Here is an 18,116-nt window from a genome sequence, read left to right on the forward strand (position 1 = left end):
ACGCAGGACGAGTATCAAGAAGTGAAAGCTGGGATTAAGCATGAAAAAGGTAAGAAGCAATACTATCTATTCAGCCATTGTCTTTTGTATCGTGGCAATATTTGCCATTCTCAGCTTTGTTGGGCAGGGGCCAACGGCCTTTGGCGGGATGTATGCTACGGACCCCTTAAGCTCTTTGCAAAATAAATGGACCAATGCCCAAGGGAAAAAGGTTGACGTCAACCACATTACCCCTACTAGTAAAAAGGTGGTCAACCTGTACTACCAGCTGCCGCAGAAGATCAACGGTGGCCAGTACGTGATCTTTTTCTCTAACAATGTCAAGCAGGTTGACGCTTATATTGGGAATAAGCATGTTTACAGCAGCCACACCGAGATTGCTGCTGATTGGCTCAACTTTACCGAGCACCGCGAGGCTTTTACCAATAACATCGCCATTTCCAAGAGCGATGCTGGCAAAAAGCTCCGTGTTAAGCTGACCGGCTTTTATTATGGAACCGGACAAATCACCCATTCTAGCCTCGGGACGGAAGGCGCCTTTTACAGCCGCTATATTCAAAGAAATGCTAACGTGATCTTGCTGGCGGTTGTGGAAGTAGTCTTAGGGATCATCTCGATTTTCTTTGCCTTCTTTGCCCCGCTCACTGAGAAGATTAAGCGCAGCTTGATTTACTACGCGATAACCGTGGTTCTTTGTGCCTTGATGCAGATGCAAAGCGAGCTGCAATTAACAGCAATTTTTGGTCACTATCGGATTTGGCGACTCTTTACCTATCCGGTACTGGTTGCTTTGCCATTTTTGCTGGTGACCATGATCAACGAGCAACTGGAATTTCGCAAGGAGAGCAATGCCCTCTATGCCTTTGGCTTGACGGCGGTTTCGACAGTTTACGTTTTATATAACAAGCTGGCGCATGGCATTGACTTTAACGGTGATTTGCCGGTCTTGATCGGAATTGTTGGCCTGGCTTATCTCAGCGGTTTAGTAATTCAGGTACTTGACTATGTGCAAGTGAAAAAACTGCAAAAGCAAGAAATTGCTGAAAATAAGGAGGATCCTGAGTTTTCTGGGGATGACTTTAAGATTCGCCGGGATGTCCACTGGGCTTATTTTGCCTTCTTTGTGGTCATGATCATTTGTATTGTTAGTGATCTATTTACCCAGCGTTTTGCTTATTACGGGGTTGCGATCAGCGCGTATCCTTTTACCCGCTATGGCTTCTTTTTGACTCAATTGGCGCTGTTTGTGCAGTTCTTTATTTCAGAGCTGACCGTCATGAAGCGACAGGGACAAGACGATACCTATACCGAGATGGTCAACTACGACCAGCTGACTGGTCTTTATACTCAGTACTACCTGACTGAAAAAATCAGCAAGGAGCGGGAAGAGGATCCATCCTTGATGCCAGCAGTCATCTATGTCAACTTGGCCAAGTTCAAGCTCTACAACGTCATCAATGGTCACGAAAAAGGTGACGAATGCTTGAAGCAGGTTGCTGACATTTTGAAGAGCGTGTTTGGCGAAGAGAACTTAGCCCGCTTTGGTAATGACCACTTTGTCATCTTTGATTTTGACGATGAAAATTCGATTGCCAAGGTAGAAAAGGCTAACCAATTGGTAGCTCAAATTGACATGTCCTTCAAGCTGTACCTGAAGGCCGGTATCTACTACTCAGACGGCAGCAAGTCGGTTGAAACAGAATACGACTATGCCAAAACTGCCTGTGACGAAGTTAAGGATGGGGCAGAAAACTGCTACCAAGTCTACACGGCCGAATTCAGTGAACAAGCTGAATACACCAAGTTCGTTGTCGACCACATCGACGATGCCATTCAAAATGGCGATATTCAGGTTTACTACCAGCCGCAAGTGCACCTGATGAACGGCAAATTGAATGGGCTGGAAGCCCTGGCTAGATGGAATGACCCTATCCGCGGCTTTATGTCGCCAGGCCGCTTTGTGCCGGTTTTGGAGGACAGCAACCTGACTTACAAGCTGGACCTCTATGTCTTAGAGGAAGCGATTAAGCTGATCAAGAGCCGGCTGGACCAAGGCTTAAAGATGGTGCCAATTTCCTTTAACCTGTCTCGAACCGACTTTGTAACCAGTGACCCCAACCAGATCTTGCTCGATCTGGTGAAAAAGTACGATATTCCCCGGGAAATGTTGCGGGTGGAAATCACAGAAACGATCCTGACCGAAGACCCGATCAAGATCAAGCGGGCCATCGACCGCTTCCACCAAAACGGCTTCCAGGTCTTGATGGACGACTTCGGGAGCGGGGCTTCATCCTTAAACACTTTGAAGGAATATGGCTTTGACGAAATCAAGCTGGACATGATCTTCATGCGCAAGTTTGACGAAAAGAGTGAAAAGGTCGTAAAACCTTTGATCTCCATGGCCAAGAGCCTGGGCGTCCACACCCTCTGTGAAGGGGTGGAAACCAAGGAACAAATCGCCTTCTTGAAGTCGGTCGGCTGTGAAGTGGTACAAGGCTACTACTACGGCAAGCCAAATACCTTTAGCGAAGTGGTTGACCGTCTGGATGAACTAAACGTTGACTGGGAAAGTGCGGCAGAAAGCTCCTTCTTTGAAACGGCTGGTTTAGTTGATGTCAATGTTGCTCAGCCACTGGCTTTATTAGCCATTGACGGACAAAACTTTAAGTCCTACTACATGAATGGGGGCTTCCGGTCCTTTGTAGCGCAAATTGGCGTCAGCTTGATTGGTGAGCACGACTTGGCTTGGGACAACCAGGCAGAACTGGACCACTTGCTCGAAGTGGCCAATGTGGTTAAGCGGTCTAGCCATGAGCGAAAGATTCTGTTTGAGGCGGGTTCATTAAGCTACCAGCTGAGCTTCCAGATGATCGCCAACATTGAGGGCAAGTGTCTCTTGAAGGTGGTCGTCTTGTCCAGTCAAAGAAGCAACAGCCAAGTGGACAATAACGAATTTGACAACCTGCCGCTTCCTTACTTTGTCGTTCGGCCATACTATGACAACGATAAAGACCAGGCTGAATGTGAAATTGTCTCGGTTAACCGGGCCTTTACGGCTCAAGTTGACCTAGCTAAGAATGACCTCTTAGGCAAGAGAATGACTGAAGTCTTAGCAGGCGGCAACCTGGCCTGGGTCAACCTGCCGCTGGATGTGTTAAGAACCAGCCGGGCCCGGTCCGAGCGGCTGTATTCCAAGCATATGCAGGCTTGGACGGAATTCACTGTTTTGCCGGCAACTCTGCCGGGCTGCGTGGCCTTTGCTTTTACCAAGATTGAAGATAACGATGTGAAGCTGAAGTCTTTAAAGACTGGCAACGTAAACAGTCAGGTCAGTGCCTTGGCTCGCAGCTTAAACGGGCCAGAGGATGCGGCTTCAGAAATCAACTTCTCCATGGTGCAGATCGCCAGCTTGCTTGAGCCAGAGCGGGTTTACACCTTGGCCAACGAAGATGGCAAGATCGAAGTGGAAGCCGAATGGACCAAGGGCAAGAGTCTGCTTGGCCGGATGTCTAATCGCCTAGCCGCAAAGCTGCCAGAATACCTGGAAAACTTGCGGGCTGGTAAAGACTTCCTGCTGATCAGTGACATGGAGCGCCTTCGCTTTGACCGGGAGCTTTATGAAATCAACCGGAAGAATGTCCGGATCCTGATGTTCCCACTCTTTAGCGGGCAAAAGCTTTTAGGCTATATTGGCGTGGAAAACTTTGACGCTGACCGCCTGGCTTATGCTAAGGACCTCTTGAGCGAATACAGCAAGTATCTGGCAGCCAAATTGGCTGCGATGCTCCGGCTGAGACAATTGGACCCAAGCCGGGGAAGCGACCACTTGACGGCCTTGGGCAACCAGGCAGCCTTTAGTGCGGAATTAGACAAGCTTAAGGAGCAGCGGCAAGTATCATCTTTGATCTACTTTGACCTCTACAACCTGCAAGCATTCAATGCCAGTCATGGCCCGCAAGAAGGGAACCTGCTCTTGCAAAATACGGCTGACTTCTTGAACCAGTACTTTGACGTCCACCAGCTCTACCGGATTGGCGGTAAGCTCTTTGCAGCAGTGATGCCAGAGGCTGAGCAAGCAGAGCTGGATGCCAAAATGGCAGCTGTGAGAGAAGGCTTAAAGACGAGTGATCCAGTTAAACTGAAAGTGGCTGGCAAGCCTTGTCCATACCCGCGCCATGTCCAAGACGTTGCCTGGCAGCTGGACCAAGAAATCAATAGCATGAAAGCAGAAGCATAATTTTTGATAAAAGTAAAAGAAAAGGAGACAGGCGTCTCCTTTTTTGCTGGCAAAATAATCATGGTATAATAATCATTACCTTTTCAGGAAAGAGTGAAAATATGCAAGAAAAACAAATTAAGATCCTCTTCGTTTGCCACGGCAATATCTGCCGCTCGCCTATGGCTGAATTCATCATGAAGCAGCTGCTGGCAGAAAAGGGCTTAGATAAGTTGGTTAGCGTTGATTCTAAAGCCATCAGCAGCGAGGAAATCATCGGCGGCGTAGGCAACTTGATGGATCCGCGGGCTGAGCGAGAATTAACCAAGCAAGGCGTGCCCTTCACCCAGCGCCGGGCCCAGCTGACGACTAAGGAAGACTATGCCAAGTATGACTACCTGGTTGCCATGGATAACGAAAATCTTTTGGCCTTAAATCAGATCTGCGGGGGCGACCCGGACCGGAAAGAGTATAAGCTCTTGCAGTTTGCCGGCAGCTACAATGACATCGATGATCCTTGGTACAGCAATGACTTTGAGACGGCCTTTAAGGAAATCAAAAGGGGCTGCGAGGGGCTGCTAGCCAAGATCGTAGAAAATCAGCAAGAAGAGAAGTAAGCGCTAAACTGGCAAATCTGCTATAATCGACATGTAAGTAAAAAAGTAATGTTACATGTAAGTAGGTTTAATAATGAGAAAATTTGTGATTTTACACCCCACTGGCCGCATTGGCCGGATGGTCATTGACCAAGTTTTAGCCGATGACCAGTTTAAGGACGTCAATTTGACCCTGGTGACTGACCGGCCTGAACTCATCCAGGATTTGGCCTCATCCAGAGTTGAAATCATCCCTGGCAAGGCTAGCGATTTAGCAGTCATTATGGAAGCCACCAAGGACTGCGATCTGGTCTTTTTGGCCAAGGTTGATGATAAAAAGTTCACCCGGATTACCCGCAATTTGGTCAAGGCATCAAAAGAAAACGGCTTTGACCGGATCGTAGAATTAAGCTTAGCTGGGCTGTATTATGAAATTGTCGGTGAATTCGGCACCTGGGTGGATGAGTGGGTCGGCAGCGGCCGCTTTTTGCCGGCTAGAGAGGCGGGCCACCGCTTGGAAGAAGCCGGCGTCAACTACACCTTGATCAGAATGCCGGCCCTAACCGACTGGCCAGACGTCAAGTACAGCCTGACCCAAAGAGACCAGGAATTTGTCGGCGTCTCGGTCTCCCGGGTCAGCGTTGCCGATCTGGTTTTGAAGATTATGGCGGATCCCAGCTACTTGGCTTATGCCAGTGTGGGGATTGCCCAGCCAGAAACGGCCGGGTATGAGCGACCAGTTTATTAGGCATGAAAAAAAGACTTGCATGAGCAAGTCTTTTTCTTTTTGGCAAAATATGCAGCTATCAGCTATTCAGCAACTTTAGCACCTTGGGGAACCCGGCGGCCGATCAGCCAGACAGCTAAGAGGGCAACTACGGATTCAATCACGATGTAGAGGGCCCGCAAGTGAATCTTGGTGCCGCCCAGCCAGACGTTGAAGGTGATGGAGCCTAAAACCAGCACGATCATCCAGGTCCATTGCTGCTTGTCAAAGGCCAGACCGTATTCTTCTTCGCGCCGGCGAATGCCCGGGAAGATCCCGCCAAGACCGATCAGGACCAGGCAGGCCACGATGTTGATGGATAATTCGTACCACCAAACCCAGGTGCCTTGCTTAACGTCTTGCGGCATAAAGCCTAAGACCGTGGCGACGGCGGTAACGACCAAGAGGGCGAGACCGACCAGCCAGGCCACCGTGTCATTTTTGATGTAGCGGTAAACTGAAGGATACTTCTTTGAATTTTTCCCTCTAACCTTCATGAAGGAGTAGAAGATCCAGCAGGTAACGGCTGGGGAGATGATTCCGTTTAAGTTTAAGAGCCAGTTGAAGATGTCGTTCATGTCTGGCAAGAAGATCCCGAGGACCATGATGAAGCCGCTGAGGAAGACCGTCAAGATGTAGCCGTTGATTGGCAGACCGTCCTTGTTGGTCTTTTTCAAAAACTTCGGCATGTACTTGTCGCCGGTGTCAGAAATCAGCATTCTGGTCATGGCGTCCAAAAGGACAGACAAGAGGGCCACATTGTAGAAGAAGGATGACCAAGCGTAGATGTAAACCAGCAGCTTGCCCACGCCAAACTGCTTGCCCATGGCGCCGAAGACGTAGTATTCACCGTTCATCTTCAAGTCGTTAGGCATGTGGTTGGCATCGATGTAGATGCCAAGGGCAATGGAGCCAAAAATGGTCAAAAAGCAGGTCATGACGGCCAGAGCGATCATGGCCTTTGGAAATTCCCGCTTAGGATCCTTCATTCGGGTAACGTAAGGAGCAACTAGTTCAGAGCCGTTGACGGCATAGATCAGCATCCCCACGGTTGAGAAGTATTTGAGGTCAAATTTCGGTATGATCGTCTTCCAAGTAAATGGCGTAGCGGTTCTGCCGCCAGATTTGGCGAGGCCCGCCATAGCTAGCAAGACAAAGAGGATGGTCATGACAAACATGGCCCAGCCGCCGATATTGGCCAAAATTTCCATTGATTCAGAGAACTTGTGCTCAATCAAGGTTAAGATAATGAAAATGAGGAAAGTAATTGCCGTAAACATGGCCGTTGACAAAAACTTGGGGTCTTCAAATTCGTCTGTACCCGTTAGGCCCCAGCCTACGTCAACCAAGAGGCAGTTGGCGGTGTCGACAACGTAGGGGATGGAAGCAGCCCAGTAGGTCCAGGCCGTGAAGTAGCCGAGAAATTCCCCGTCGGTTGCCCGGACCCATGAGGACAGGCCGCCGCCTTCTTTGTTAAAGACGGACCCCAGGTGCCCTACGATCAAGGCATAAGGAACCACGTAGAGGAACATCATCAAAACCCAGGAGGTGATGACGGCCATCCCTTGGTTTTGGAAGTTGTACATGATGTCTTCTAGACCAATCACGGTCACAAAGGCCATCATTGCCAGCGTTTGCCAGGAAATATACTTTCCCTTTTCATTCGTTAAATCGTCCATAAATTGTCCTTCCTGTTAAATTATTGCTTTTTAACAAGAAGGCTGCCCGGGGACTTGTTTAATGAGCGCATTTTCATCTCCAATCTATAATAATTCGCTTTTGAACATAAATATTTTACCGGCTTGAAAGCGAAAAAACAATGAAAAAATGCACTAATTGTAAGTAGGCAAATCAGGAAATTATCAAGCTTTTGGTGTAAAATAGCTTTTAACTTGCATGATTAACTTTTCATGAAAAAATAGAAAAGAGGCAGAAAAATGGATGAAACGAAGAAACTAGATAGCGCAATCTTTGCCGGAGGCTGCTTTTGGTGCATGGTTGAACCCTTTGACAGCCTGCCAGGCGTCATTAGCGTGACTTCCGGCTATACTGGCGGCCACGTGGCTAATCCCACCTACGAGCAGGTCAAAAGCCAAACGACCGGCCACACCGAAGCTGTCAAGATTGTTTTTGATCCAGAATTGATGCCATATGAAAAGCTTTTGGACTACTACTGGCAGGTGACGGACCCAACCGATGCTTCTGGCCAGTTCCAAGACCGGGGCGACAACTACCGTCCAGTCATTTTTTACAATTCGCCAGCGCAGCAGGCCCAGGCCGAAGCTTCAAAGAAAAAATTAGCTGAGAGTGGCCGCTTCGATGATCCGATCGTCACCAAGATTGAGCCAGCCGCGCCTTTTTATGAAGCCGAAGACTACCACCAAGATTTTTACAAGAAAAATCCTGAGCGCTATGCCCTAGAAGAGGCGCAAGGGCGGGCAAAGTTCATTGAAGACCACTGGAAGCAAGAAGATTAACAAGCAAATTGATAAGCAGGAAGTACAGAAAGGGATGCATGAAGTGAAAAAAGGCTTAGTGATGGAAGGCGGGGCCATGCGGGGGCTTTATACAGCGGGCGTGACCGACGTCTTGATGAGATACGGCATCACCTTTGATGGCGCTGTTGGGGTGTCTGCCGGCGTCACCTTTGGTTGCAACTATAAGTCTCTCCAAGCTGGACGGGTTCTCCGGTACATCATGCGCTACGGGGCCTGGCCCCAGTTTAAGAGCTGGCGGTCCTTTTTTACGACCGGCGACTTATACGGGGTGGACTTTTGCTACCGGCAGATTCCTGAGCACTATGACCCCTTTGATACGGCCAGCTTCGCCAGAAACCCGATGAAGTTTTGGTGCGTAGCCACCGATGTGGCTACCGCCCAGCCGGTTTACCACCTCTTGAAAGATGGCAAGGGCGAGGACGTTTCCTGGATTCGGGCGTCGGCCTCCATTCCCTTTTTTGCCCGGCCGGTCAAGATTGGACAGAGACTCTACTTTGACGGCGGGGTCAGCGACTCGATCCCGGCCCGCTTTTTAACAGAGCAAGGCTACGAGAAAAATGTCGTGATCTTGACCCAGCCTGCCGGTTACCGGAAAGAGGCCGACAAGCTACAGCCCTTGATTGACCGCCTGCTCAAAAAGTACCCGGCTATTGTCCGCCGCCTCCATGTCCGGCACCTGGAATATAACGCCTGCCTTGACTACATCGCGCAAGAGGAGCAAAAGGGCAACCTTTTCGTCTTCCGGCCAACGGCTGACATCGATGTCAGTGCCTTAGAAAAAGACCTTGAGCGCTTAAAGGCGGTCTACCAAGTGGGGGTCCGGGATGCAGAAAAGCGGATTTTTGAACTGAAAGAATTTTTGGCAAAGTAAAAGGACTCTTGTGAGTCCTTTTTTCGTTTATTCAAGTTATTGCTGACTAAACTTAGCCAGCTTTTGGTAGTTGCTTAACATCCACTTGGCGTAAGAAACCTTGTTAGGCATGGTTTCCCGCACTTCGATGATTGGAATGTTCTTGGACTTAGCCTTTTTGATAAAAGTCTTCACCGTGTCAGAGCTTGATTGGGTGTTGTTGACAAAGAAGGCGATTTGCTTCTTCTCGATTGCCTTGTTCATTTTGGCAATCATGGCTGCGCTTGGGTCAGTTTCTTTTTCGGTAGCTTCTTCAAAGTTCTTGTCGCCGATGGTAAAGCCGGTCCGCTCTAAGGCGTAGTCAAAAACGGGCTCGCTGACAAAGACTGGCTTGCTCTTCTTGCCATCGGTTTGGTCAGCGACCTTTTCGATTTTGGCGATCTGCTTGAGGTAGGCCTTGGCGTTAGCCTTATAGTAGCTGGCGTGTTTTTGGTCCAATTTGCTCAGCTTTTTGACCAGGTAGGCTACGTACTTTTTCGGCATATCTAAGTTGTACCAGATGTGGGGATTGCTACTAGAAGCCAGGCCCATCAGGTCTTCGCCGACCTTGACTTCTTTTTTGTCGTTAGAAGAAGCCAGGTTGCCCATCCAGGAGTCATAGCCCATGCCGTTGGCAACGACGATGTCGGCTTGGGCCACCACCTTGGCTGAGGCCGTGGTTGGCTCAAAGTCGTGGGGGTCCGTGTTGCCGTTAGCGATCAAGGCCGTGGCCTTGCCGTATTTGCCCACGATTTGGCTAGCAATGTCGGCGTAGATGTTAGTGGAGGTGACAATGTTAATCTTGCCGCCGCTAGAATTTTGCTGGCTGCAGGCCGTGAGCAGTCCGAGGCAAAGGAGCAGCAGGGGCCAGATCAATTTACGTTTTTTCATAATAAATTTTCCTTTCACGAGATAAAAATAATTCGTCTAGTGATTCACATTAACCTGCAAATCATATTAGAATACGAGAAAAAGAATAGCTTGTCAAGGATTTTGACTAAATAAGATCTGGAAAAGATGGTAAAATATTTTTCATGAATGATTTTAAGTTTACAAAAAGAGAAAAAGTTTATCTGCTATTAGCCTTCTTGGTCCTGGTCATGCTCTTCATCTCCAGCTCCATGACCTACCATGAGCAAAAAATGAAGCCCGGCTTTATCCATACCTACTTAGGCTGGCTGGAAGAGCTGATCCACAAGCTCAATATCTACTATGGCGGCGAATGGCACAATGTCAAAACCGACGGCTCAGCCGGCTTTACCCAGTTTGTGGTGAGAAAACTGGCCCACTTTACCAGCTACTTCTTCTATGGCCTTTTTGCCTACCTAGGCTTAAGGCGAATTTTTGTTATTAAATGGACTGGCCCGATTTTTGTCTGGTTCAGCAGTCTTGCTTTTGCGGCAATGGATGAGTTCCACCAATTTTTAACCGGGGACCGGACCCCAACCATCCACGACGTGATGCTGGACGGCAGCGGCGCCTTTTGCGCAATCTTGATAGCGGTGATTTTTTACCTGATTCGCCAGAAAAAAGCGAGAAAAAACTAGCTTTTGCCTAGAGAAACCGTTGAATTTCTTGCTTGCCTGCGTTATGATTAAAAAGTTGATGATATTAATTAAAGAAAGAAGGATCCTAAATGTCAGGACATTCAAAATGGCACAATATTCAAGGCCGCAAGAATGCGCAAGACGCTAAGAGAGGGAAAGTTTTCCAAAAGCTTTCTCGTGAAATTTACATGGCTGCAAAGAGTGGTGGTCCTGACCCTTCAGGTAATCCAAGTTTGCGTTTGGTCATGGACAAGGCTCGTGCAGCCAACATGCCAAAGGACAACATCCAACGGGCAATCAAGAAGGCTGAAGGCAATTCAGACGAACACTACGATGAAGTAACTTACGAAGGTTACGCACCAGGTGGCGTTGCTGTCTTGGTTGAAGCCTTGACTGACAACAAGAACCGGACTGCTTCTTCAGTTCGCGTTGCCTTTACTCGTAACGGCGGCAGCCTTGGTGCTACTGGGTCAGTTTCTTACATGTTTGACCGGAAGGGCTACATCGTTATTGACCGCTCAACTACTGATGCTGACGAAGACCAAATGCTGATGGACGTCATGGAAGCAGGCGGCGATGACTTGCAAACCAGCGATGACGCCTACGAAATCTACACTGACGCTAAGAGCTTTACTAGCGTTCGCGACGCTTTGGAAAAGGCTGGCTACAAGCTTGCTGTTTCTGAATTGACCATGGTGCCACAAAACACCACTCCAGTTCCTGCTGACAAGAAGGAACAATTTGAAAAGCTGGTTGACGCTTTGGAAGACGACGATGACGTTTCTAACGTTTACACCGCCGCAGCTGACGAAGACGAAGATTAGTTCGAAATAAGCTGAATATTTTACAAAACCGCACTTTCGTAAGAGAGAGGCGGTTTTTTTGTACCTTTTTTCGGTAAAATTTGGATTTTTGGCGTAATAAATAGTGGGGGGTAAAAATCGGCAGTTTTTGAAAGGAGGAAAACATGGCAATCGAAGAGCAGGTTTTAGCTTTAGTCAAGGAGGCGATTCATGAACGTGCAAGCGACATCTTTTTCCTGCCCAAGGAAAAGGGCTATTTGATCCGGCTTAGGACCCCCAAGGGCCTGGCACCGTTAAAAGGGGTCAGTTTTCAAAGCGGCCAAGAACTCTTAACTTGGTTTAAGTATGCCGCCCAGATGGACATTGCCGAAAAGCGCCGTCCCCAAGTAGGCAGCATGAAGCTAACGGTAGAGAACAAGGACTACTGGCTCCGCCTGTCAAGTCTTGGCGACTACCAAGGCCGTGAATCCTTGGTAATTCGCTTGATTTACGCGCTCAGTCAGAGCCGCTACTTTTTCCCAGAGCAATTAGAAGACCTAGCCCGCTTTTGTCAAAGAAGAGGGCTGATCATCACCAGCGGCCCCACCGGGTCAGGCAAGACGACAACCATGTATGAGCTGGCCAAAAGGCTCAGCCAGACCAAGATGGTGATGACGATTGAAGACCCGGTTGAAGTCCACGAGGGGAGCTTTTTGCAAACGCAGATCAACCCCGTGGCTGGGATCAGCTACTTAAGCCTGCTCAAAGCGGCTTTGCGCCACCGGCCGGACGTCTTGATCATCGGGGAAATCCGCGATAGCGAGACGGCCCATCTGGCGGTCGATGCGGCTTTAAGCGGACACTTAGTCTTAGCCACGGTCCATGCCAAGAGTACTTTTCAAACCATTTCCCGTCTAGAAAGTCTAGGAGTGCTAGAAAATGAGCTGGTCAACTGCTTGACGGCTGTATCATATCAACGCCTCTTGCCGGGCAAGCAGGGAACGGCCTGCCTCTTAGACTTAGCTGGGCCGGAGATGCTGAAAAAAGTGCTTTTGCAAACAGACCGCGGAGACTTTCATAATTGGGCAGACAATCTGGCCCAGCTTTTGAAGGAGGGCATTATTGATGAAACTACTGCCAGCCAGTTTAGCCAAGGATAAGCTGAACCGGGAAGAACAAGTGGAGCTGCTGAACTTTTTAAGCACCAGCCTGCAAAACGGCTTTCCTCTGTCAAAGGGCTTGCAGCTCTTGCCGCTGCTGTGGCCTAAAAAGGCCTGGCTGGGGCAGCTGGATGAAAAAGTCAGGGGAGGGGGCAGTTTTAGCGAAGAACTGGTAAAACTGGGCTACTCCAAAACGGCTGCCACCCAGCTGAACATTGCCCTCAGCCAAGGTAAGCTGCAAGAATCCCTCGCTCAGCTGGCCCACTTGGGCCGGATGAAGAATGAGCAGATCAAGAAGCTGGAAGGAGAATTGGCTTATCCGATAGTCCTGGCCATCATGATGACTCTGCTGCTGGTTTTCATGCAAAACTTTTTGTCAGTGCAGTTTGCCGACAGCTCTGAAAAGCAAGGAGATTTGCTGATCTATGTTTTGGTAATCGCGACGATTAGTTTAATTGTAGCGATTGCCATCATGGCCGGCTATTTTAAAAAGCAGGACTATGGGTCGCTTTTAAAGCTAACCAAGGTGCCATTTATCGGCGAAGCCGTGAAATTGTACGGGCAGTATCTGATTTGCTACGACTTAGGGATGCTGCTGGCCAGTGGCTTTTCTTTACAGGAGATGTGCTTTTTTGCCAGCCAGCAGACCAAGGGATCTTTGCAAGAAGCCGTAGGGAAAAAGGTAAGTGAGCAATTGAAAGGAGGGAAGGATTTATCCAAGATCATTCAAGAAGAGCCGTTTTTAAACGCTAATTTACTCTTGCTAGTCGAAACTGGCGCCAGCCGACGAGACCTTAGCAAGCAGTGCCTGCTCTTAGCCAAGCTGCTGTTTACCCGCCTAACGCAGAAAATTGAAAAAATGATTGTGAATGTCCAGCCAATCTGCTTCATTTTGATTGGCCTGTGCATTATTGGGATGTATCTGAAGCTGCTGTTGCCGATTTATGGCAGCATGCAGCGGATGTAGATTGTGAGGAAAATTATGAAAATGATGAATCGTTTGGAAAAGAAGCTTTTTCCAAAAAAGCAGCCGGGTTTTACCCTGATCGAAATGGTGATCGTGGTTGCGATCATTGCAACGTTAGTGTTGCTGATCTCGCCGAACTTGCTAGCACAGAAGGATCGTGCAGATGGACGAACTAAAGATGCATTTGAAACTACTCTGCAAACACAAGTACAGCTTTACCACGAAGATAAGGGAAGTTATCCAAAAGATTTTGAAACGATGGTTACTGAAAGTTACCTAACACAAAAACAGGCAGACCAAGCAAAAGCTCAGCAATTTACTGTTGAAAAGGTAATTGAAGATAAAACTAAGAAGCAGTCTGGCCAATGAAATCCCGGGCTTTTACCCTGCTAGAAACGGTGATCGCCCTAGCGATTACGATCCTGGTTCTTGGAATTGGTGAGTTTACCTTAACCGGTTATGAAGACCACCTACGCTTTGTTCGGACGACAGATCAAGTGATGGATGCCATCGATAACACGGTTCGGAAAGTGATGATTACCGGCAAGGCAGGGGAAATCCAAAACATCTATGACGATCGAAAAATCAAGGTTATGCAAGGGGATGTAGTTCAAACAATCGAGCTTCCTAAAGGGATGAGCGTAACTCTTTCTACGAATAAGCATAACTTGAAGATCACGCAGGATTGTTTAGTCAATCAGCCTTGCACCTTGCGCTTTTATTACGAGGGAAAAAATGAGAAAACTTACACCTTCGGTATGGCTTTTGGCCAAAGCAAAGAAAAGTAGTCCAGCCTTTTTGGCAGTAGAAGCTATCGTAGCCTTAGCGATCATTTGTGTTGCAATCAACACGACTGCGGTTTGCCTCAATGGCAGTAAAACTCTGGTCGAAAAGTCCAGTAGACGTTGCGATCAGGCATTAGCCTACCATGTCCTAAAAAAGTGTCAGGTTGACCGGGTGAAGGTCCATGGCCACTACTACCAACTAAGGGGGGATAAAAAAGTTTATGACGAGGAAGAAAACAAGACTTACGCGCTCAAGTAAACAACCAGCCTTTAGTTTGTTAGAAGCCTGTTTAGCAGTACTCGTAACTGCAATTGCCATCTCTTTGTCGGGCGATCTTTTGTCCATGTTAAAAAGCTTTGAAAGGCAAAAGCAACCGATCAATCAACTAGCCTTGTCTTATTTGCAACTGGATCGCTTTTTGAAAAAGGATTGCGATAAAGTCTACGTCGATTTGAAAAATTCTGACGAGGATAAATTGACTTTTGTAAAGGTGACCGATGGCAAAAAAGACAATAAAACTTATGTGTTAAAAACGATCGATCATAGTAGTGAATTAATCCTCTCAACTCCAAATGGTGGTTACATGCCACTACTGACAATCTGGGGTGCCAGCTTTGAAGCCCAAGATGGCCTAGTCAAGATCAGTATCACTGAGCCCAACAAGAACTACTCTAAACTCTACCTCAAGCTGGACAAAGCGCCGAAGGATGATGATGAGCAAGTCAAAAGCAAGGAGGAAACGAAGGATCAGAAAAATGAGCAAAAAAGCGATGATGGAAAAAATCCGGCACCTGCAAAGACTGCTAGCCAAACCGCAAGTGGCTAGTGCCTTGCTCAGCGCCGTTCTGTTAACAGCAACCTGCTTGCTGCTGATTGAATGCTACCTAGGCACCTACAAAGAGTCCGTTACAAACAACAGTCTCTTGATCAAGTACCTGCTGGGAAATTGAAATGCTTGCGGCTTGATTTGCCTTTCTTTAAAATAAGTATGTACGAAAAAGAAGGGTGAATCTGATGAATAGAATTGAAGAACTTTTTAGCCAAACGCTTGACGCAGTTCAATGCTTGCAAGATGCCTTGAACGTTCCCTTGGCTGAAGCCTTGACGGAAACTTTTGACAACTTGGAAAATGGCGACATCCGCGTGGAAATGGGCGCCCCAGACCAAGCCACCGTTGACCAACTCAAGGAAAAGTATGCTGCCTTAGGCTATGACCATTGGTCCAGCCAGCAAAAGAGCCAAGTATATGGTCTCTTGATGCTGAAGGCGATCAATGACGATGGCCGGGATGCCAACCAAATGCCAACTCCCCCAATCATGGCCACGGTCTTGACCTTGTTTATGGACAAGCTCTTGCCTAAGAAAAAGCAGCTCTTGCTTGACCCAGCCCTGGGCAGCGGCAACTTGCTGTTTACGGTTACCAAGCAGCTTGCTCAAGAAAACCACTCAGTCAATTACTTCGACTTGGTCGGACTTGACAACGATGAAGAAATGCTGAACCTGGCTGACGTTGGTGCCCACCTAGCTGGTCTTGACGTTGACTTTTACTGCCAAGATGCCTTGACTCCTTGGCCAGTTAAGCCTGACGCTGTCGTTAGCGATTTGCCAATCGGCTTTTACGCTAATGACGCTAACGCCCAAAACTTTGACCTCCGCACCAAGGAAGGTCATTCTTACTCCCATGTCTTGATGGTGGAACAAATCGTTAAAAATCTGGCTCCAGATGGCTTTGCCTTCTTGCTAGTGCCGCAAAGCATGCTGACCGGACAAGTTGGCGCTGACTTTATGCCTTGGCTGGCTGATAAGGTCCACTTGCAGGCCATCGTGCAGCTGCCAAGCCGCCTATTCCAAAGTAAAATAGGTGAAAAGAGCATCCTTGTCTTCCAAAACCACGGCCAAAGCCGTCCTCCAAAGGAAGTCTTGCTCACAAAGCTTGATAATCTCAAGAGTGAAGAATCACTGGTTGGCCTTAATATTAAGCTGAACGAGTGGTATACTAAGAGAGATGATTAAGTTTGTGAAGTAAGTTAAAGGAGTAATTTAATTATGGATAAGGTTTTAGCAATCAACTCTGGCTCATCATCATTCAAATATAAGATTTTTTCATTAGATGATGAACAAGCCCTGGCATCTGGTTTAGGTGACCGGATTGGTATTGATGGGTCAACTTTTTCCATTAAGTTAGCCAATGGTGAAAAGCATGAGGCGGAAGTTGACTTGCCAAACCAAGAGGCTGCCGTTCAAACCTTGCTGAAGTGGCTGAAGGAATATGGCGTAATTGAAGACGTTAAGGAAATTGTCGGCGTTGGCCACCGGATCGTTAGTGGTGGGGACTTGTTCCCAGACTCAGCCATTATCGACAAGGACAACCTGCACAAGGTTTTTGATCTGTCTGATTACGCACCCTTGCACAACCCAGCAGAAGGCCGCGGCATTCAAGCCTTTATGGAACTCTTGCCAGATGTTCCGCAAGTAGGTGTCTTTGACACCTCCTTCCACCAATCAATGGATGCTGTTCACTACCTCTACTCTTTGCCATACGAATACTACGAAAAGTACAAGGCTCGTAAGTACGGTGCCCACGGTACCTCAGTGCGTTTTGTATCCCAAAGAGCAGCTGAACTGATGGGCAAGGACTTGAAGGATCTGAAGCTGATCGTTTGTCACTTGGGTTCTGGTGCATCCGTAACTGCCGTTAAGGATGGCAAGTGCTACGACACGTCAATGGGCTTCTCCCCACTTGCCGGCGTAACCATGGGTACTCGCTCAGGCGACGTTGACCCATCAGCCTTGCAATACATCATGCACAGGGAAGGCATGACCGACTTTGACGAAATGATCGACATCTTGAACCACAAGTCAGGTCTTTTGGGTATTTCTGGTATTTCTAGCGACAAGCGCGATATCAGAAACAGCGACTCTCCAAGAGCAAAACTGGCTAGTGAAATCTTTGATGATCGCGTAGTTCGCTACATCGGTTCATACATTGCTGAAATGAATGGGGCAGACGCCATCATCTTCACTGCCGGCATTGGTGAACACGACGATCCAATGAGAAAGGACGTTTTGAGCCAGTTCACTTACATGGGCGTTGAAGTTGACGATGCTGCTAACGAAAGCAACGAAGAGGGCTTCATTACCACGAAGGATTCTAAGCTGAAGGCTTTGGTAATCCCAACTGACGAAGAATTGATGATCGAACGTGACGTTGTTCGTTTGGCTAAGCTTAAGTAATTAAGCAAAAATCTTGAGGGCATGCTGATTTTTTGATAAAATTAGCATGTCTTCTTTTATGGGGATGTTTTGGGATTCGACAGGCGTAGATTCGCACCGATTGCGATTCGTAGGTTACGTCTACGTAAAAACGTTAACAGTTTAAATTAACTGCAAACGAAAACTCATACGCTGTAGCTGCTTAATTGCGCTCAGCTGCCAATAGATGACCGGCCCGTGGCCGTCTTGCGGTATCAACCTTACGGGATACGCTTGCTTATCACGCCTGAATAAGTAAGAAGAGATCATCAGGCTAGCTAGGACTTGTTTGCCCTGTTATATGGCGTTTGGTGCTGGTGAAATTCAAGTAATATAACTATGATCGTAGATATTGGTGACGGAATGCGTTTGGACAGGGGTTCAATTCCCCTCATCTCCATCACAAAATAGGAAAGCCTTGAGAACACTGAGTCTCAAGGCTTTTTTATGTTATTGTTTTAAAGGCTTTTGATTTTGCCAATTATTTGGAAAACCAAGTTTTGCGAGTATAGTATTGAGTTTTATTGAAACAATCTTCTGGTCCATATTTCTAAGTTGCTTGCGAATAGTATTGTTTAGAATTGCAAATTCGGTTTTGCTGAGAAAACACTGCATGGTAATGAAAGTAGTATAAAAACTAGTACGATATTCATCTTT

Annotated in this window: 18 protein-coding genes, 1 other RNA gene and 1 pseudogene; 17 read left to right on the forward strand and 3 right to left on the reverse strand. The window is 47.6% G+C overall.

Annotation, left to right across the window (positions count from 1 at the left end; genetic code table 11):
* Window positions 1-40: 40 nt before the first annotated feature.
* From ACI4WN_RS01380 to ACI4WN_RS01390, 3 genes are all read left to right on the forward strand, one after another.
* A complete protein-coding gene (locus ACI4WN_RS01380) occupies window positions 41-4,237 on the forward strand; it encodes an EAL domain-containing protein (RefSeq protein ID WP_439776648.1) in 4,197 nt (1,398 codons plus the stop codon).
* 101 nt (window positions 4,238-4,338) lie between these two features.
* A complete protein-coding gene (locus tag ACI4WN_RS01385; RefSeq protein ID WP_439776649.1) occupies window positions 4,339-4,833 on the forward strand; it encodes a low molecular weight protein-tyrosine-phosphatase in 495 nt (164 codons plus the stop codon).
* A 73-nt stretch (window positions 4,834-4,906) separates the two neighbouring features.
* Entirely contained in the window at window positions 4,907-5,560 is a 654-nt protein-coding gene (locus ACI4WN_RS01390; RefSeq protein WP_439776650.1) for an NAD(P)H-binding protein, read from the forward strand.
* A 62-nt stretch (window positions 5,561-5,622) separates the two neighbouring features.
* Here the strand turns inward: ACI4WN_RS01390 and ACI4WN_RS01395 are convergent, their stop codons facing one another.
* Window positions 5,623-7,257, reverse strand: coding sequence for an APC family permease (locus tag ACI4WN_RS01395; RefSeq protein WP_439776651.1), 1,635 nt, complete (start codon window positions 7,255-7,257; stop codon window positions 5,623-5,625).
* 258 nt (window positions 7,258-7,515) lie between these two features.
* Between ACI4WN_RS01395 and msrA the strand changes: the two genes are divergently transcribed.
* Together msrA and ACI4WN_RS01405 are read left to right on the forward strand one after the other, a co-directional pair.
* Window positions 7,516-8,055: a peptide-methionine (S)-S-oxide reductase MsrA gene (gene msrA, locus ACI4WN_RS01400; protein ID WP_439776652.1), complete on the forward strand. Its 540-nt coding sequence runs from the start codon at window positions 7,516-7,518 to the stop codon at window positions 8,053-8,055.
* A 43-nt stretch (window positions 8,056-8,098) separates the two neighbouring features.
* Window positions 8,099-8,947: a patatin-like phospholipase family protein gene (locus ACI4WN_RS01405; RefSeq protein ID WP_439776663.1), complete on the forward strand. Its 849-nt coding sequence runs from the start codon at window positions 8,099-8,101 to the stop codon at window positions 8,945-8,947.
* Between the two features lie 36 nt (window positions 8,948-8,983).
* On the opposite strand, the gene ACI4WN_RS01410 is transcribed toward ACI4WN_RS01405, so the two are convergent.
* Window positions 8,984-9,856: a metal ABC transporter solute-binding protein, Zn/Mn family gene (locus tag ACI4WN_RS01410; protein WP_439776653.1), complete on the reverse strand. Its 873-nt coding sequence runs from the start codon at window positions 9,854-9,856 to the stop codon at window positions 8,984-8,986.
* Window positions 9,857-9,999: 143 nt separating this feature from the next.
* Between ACI4WN_RS01410 and ACI4WN_RS01415 the strand changes: the two genes are divergently transcribed.
* The 12 genes from ACI4WN_RS01415 (at window position 10,000) to ssrA (ending at window position 17,862) form a co-directional block, all read left to right on the forward strand.
* On the forward strand, window positions 10,000-10,512 hold the full coding sequence (locus ACI4WN_RS01415; RefSeq protein WP_439776654.1) for a VanZ family protein: 513 nt from the start codon (window positions 10,000-10,002) through the stop codon (window positions 10,510-10,512).
* 89 nt (window positions 10,513-10,601) lie between these two features.
* Window positions 10,602-11,336, forward strand: coding sequence for a YebC/PmpR family DNA-binding transcriptional regulator (locus ACI4WN_RS01420; RefSeq protein WP_008461796.1), 735 nt, complete (start codon window positions 10,602-10,604; stop codon window positions 11,334-11,336).
* A gap of 143 nt (window positions 11,337-11,479) precedes the next feature.
* Window positions 11,480-12,454 carry a competence type IV pilus ATPase ComGA gene (comGA, locus tag ACI4WN_RS01425; protein ID WP_439776655.1) on the forward strand — a complete coding sequence of 325 codons (975 nt, stop codon included), beginning with the start codon at window positions 11,480-11,482 and terminating at the stop codon, window positions 12,452-12,454.
* On the forward strand, window positions 12,420-13,421 hold the full coding sequence (locus ACI4WN_RS01430; protein ID WP_439776664.1) for a type II secretion system F family protein: 1,002 nt from the start codon (window positions 12,420-12,422) through the stop codon (window positions 13,419-13,421). The genes comGA and ACI4WN_RS01430 overlap by 35 nt, the downstream gene beginning before the upstream one ends.
* Before the next feature lie 15 nt (window positions 13,422-13,436).
* On the forward strand, window positions 13,437-13,790 hold the full coding sequence (locus ACI4WN_RS01435) for a competence type IV pilus major pilin ComGC (RefSeq protein WP_439776656.1): 354 nt from the start codon (window positions 13,437-13,439) through the stop codon (window positions 13,788-13,790).
* Complete coding sequence (locus ACI4WN_RS01440) at window positions 13,787-14,209, forward strand: pilus assembly FimT family protein (protein WP_439776657.1); 423 nt, start codon at window positions 13,787-13,789, stop codon at window positions 14,207-14,209. Before ACI4WN_RS01435 ends, ACI4WN_RS01440 begins: the two co-directional genes overlap by 4 nt.
* Before the next feature lie 10 nt (window positions 14,210-14,219).
* Window positions 14,220-14,465 (forward strand): type II secretion system protein, encoded by a 246-nt coding sequence (locus ACI4WN_RS01445; RefSeq protein WP_439776658.1) that lies wholly within the window; start codon window positions 14,220-14,222, stop codon window positions 14,463-14,465.
* A gap of 85 nt (window positions 14,466-14,550) precedes the next feature.
* A complete protein-coding gene (locus ACI4WN_RS01450; RefSeq protein WP_439776659.1) occupies window positions 14,551-15,033 on the forward strand; it encodes a hypothetical protein in 483 nt (160 codons plus the stop codon).
* Window positions 14,978-15,157 (forward strand): hypothetical protein, encoded by a 180-nt coding sequence (locus ACI4WN_RS01455; protein WP_439776660.1) that lies wholly within the window; start codon window positions 14,978-14,980, stop codon window positions 15,155-15,157. Before ACI4WN_RS01450 ends, ACI4WN_RS01455 begins: the two co-directional genes overlap by 56 nt.
* A gap of 64 nt (window positions 15,158-15,221) precedes the next feature.
* The gene (locus ACI4WN_RS01460; protein WP_009558555.1) at window positions 15,222-16,220 is read left to right on the forward strand and encodes a class I SAM-dependent methyltransferase; all 999 of its coding nucleotides are present in this window, start codon (window positions 15,222-15,224) and stop codon (window positions 16,218-16,220) included.
* 33 nt (window positions 16,221-16,253) lie between these two features.
* Complete coding sequence (locus ACI4WN_RS01465; protein WP_439776661.1) at window positions 16,254-17,441, forward strand: acetate/propionate family kinase; 1,188 nt, start codon at window positions 16,254-16,256, stop codon at window positions 17,439-17,441.
* Between the two features lie 60 nt (window positions 17,442-17,501).
* Window positions 17,502-17,862: a transfer-messenger RNA gene (gene ssrA / locus ACI4WN_RS01470) on the forward strand.
* A 47-nt stretch (window positions 17,863-17,909) separates the two neighbouring features.
* Here ssrA and ACI4WN_RS01475 read toward each other — a convergent pair.
* Window positions 17,910-18,116: pseudogene (locus ACI4WN_RS01475) on the reverse strand (Abi family protein); the annotation flags it as partial.

It is taken from the genome of Lactobacillus sp. (genome assembly GCF_051893255.1).
Lineage (GTDB): Bacteria > Bacillota > Bacilli > Lactobacillales > Lactobacillaceae > Lactobacillus.

Bases quoted from the DNA above. Each gene is read 5' to 3' on its own strand.
- ACI4WN_RS01380 (WP_439776648.1), top strand. From the start codon at position 41: ATGAAAAAGGTAAGAAGCAATACTATCTATTCAGCCATTGTCTTTTGT.
- ACI4WN_RS01385 (WP_439776649.1), top strand. From the start codon at position 4,339: ATGCAAGAAAAACAAATTAAGATCCTCTTCGTTTGCCACGGCAATATC.
- ACI4WN_RS01390 (WP_439776650.1), top strand. From the start codon at position 4,907: ATGAGAAAATTTGTGATTTTACACCCCACTGGCCGCATTGGCCGGATG.
- ACI4WN_RS01395 (WP_439776651.1), bottom strand. From the start codon at position 7,257: ATGGACGATTTAACGAATGAAAAGGGAAAGTATATTTCCTGGCAAACG.
- msrA (WP_439776652.1), top strand. From the start codon at position 7,516: ATGGATGAAACGAAGAAACTAGATAGCGCAATCTTTGCCGGAGGCTGC.
- ACI4WN_RS01410 (WP_439776653.1), bottom strand. From the start codon at position 9,856: ATGAAAAAACGTAAATTGATCTGGCCCCTGCTGCTCCTTTGCCTCGGA.
- ACI4WN_RS01415 (WP_439776654.1), top strand. From the start codon at position 10,000: ATGAATGATTTTAAGTTTACAAAAAGAGAAAAAGTTTATCTGCTATTA.
- ACI4WN_RS01420 (WP_008461796.1), top strand. From the start codon at position 10,602: ATGTCAGGACATTCAAAATGGCACAATATTCAAGGCCGCAAGAATGCG.
- comGA (WP_439776655.1), top strand. From the start codon at position 11,480: ATGGCAATCGAAGAGCAGGTTTTAGCTTTAGTCAAGGAGGCGATTCAT.
- ACI4WN_RS01430 (WP_439776664.1), top strand. From the start codon at position 12,420: ATGAAACTACTGCCAGCCAGTTTAGCCAAGGATAAGCTGAACCGGGAA.
- ACI4WN_RS01435 (WP_439776656.1), top strand. From the start codon at position 13,437: ATGAAAATGATGAATCGTTTGGAAAAGAAGCTTTTTCCAAAAAAGCAG.
- ACI4WN_RS01440 (WP_439776657.1), top strand. From the start codon at position 13,787: ATGAAATCCCGGGCTTTTACCCTGCTAGAAACGGTGATCGCCCTAGCG.
- ACI4WN_RS01450 (WP_439776659.1), top strand. From the start codon at position 14,551: ATGTTAAAAAGCTTTGAAAGGCAAAAGCAACCGATCAATCAACTAGCC.
- ACI4WN_RS01455 (WP_439776660.1), top strand. From the start codon at position 14,978: ATGATGGAAAAAATCCGGCACCTGCAAAGACTGCTAGCCAAACCGCAA.
- ACI4WN_RS01460 (WP_009558555.1), top strand. From the start codon at position 15,222: ATGAATAGAATTGAAGAACTTTTTAGCCAAACGCTTGACGCAGTTCAA.
- ACI4WN_RS01465 (WP_439776661.1), top strand. From the start codon at position 16,254: ATGGATAAGGTTTTAGCAATCAACTCTGGCTCATCATCATTCAAATAT.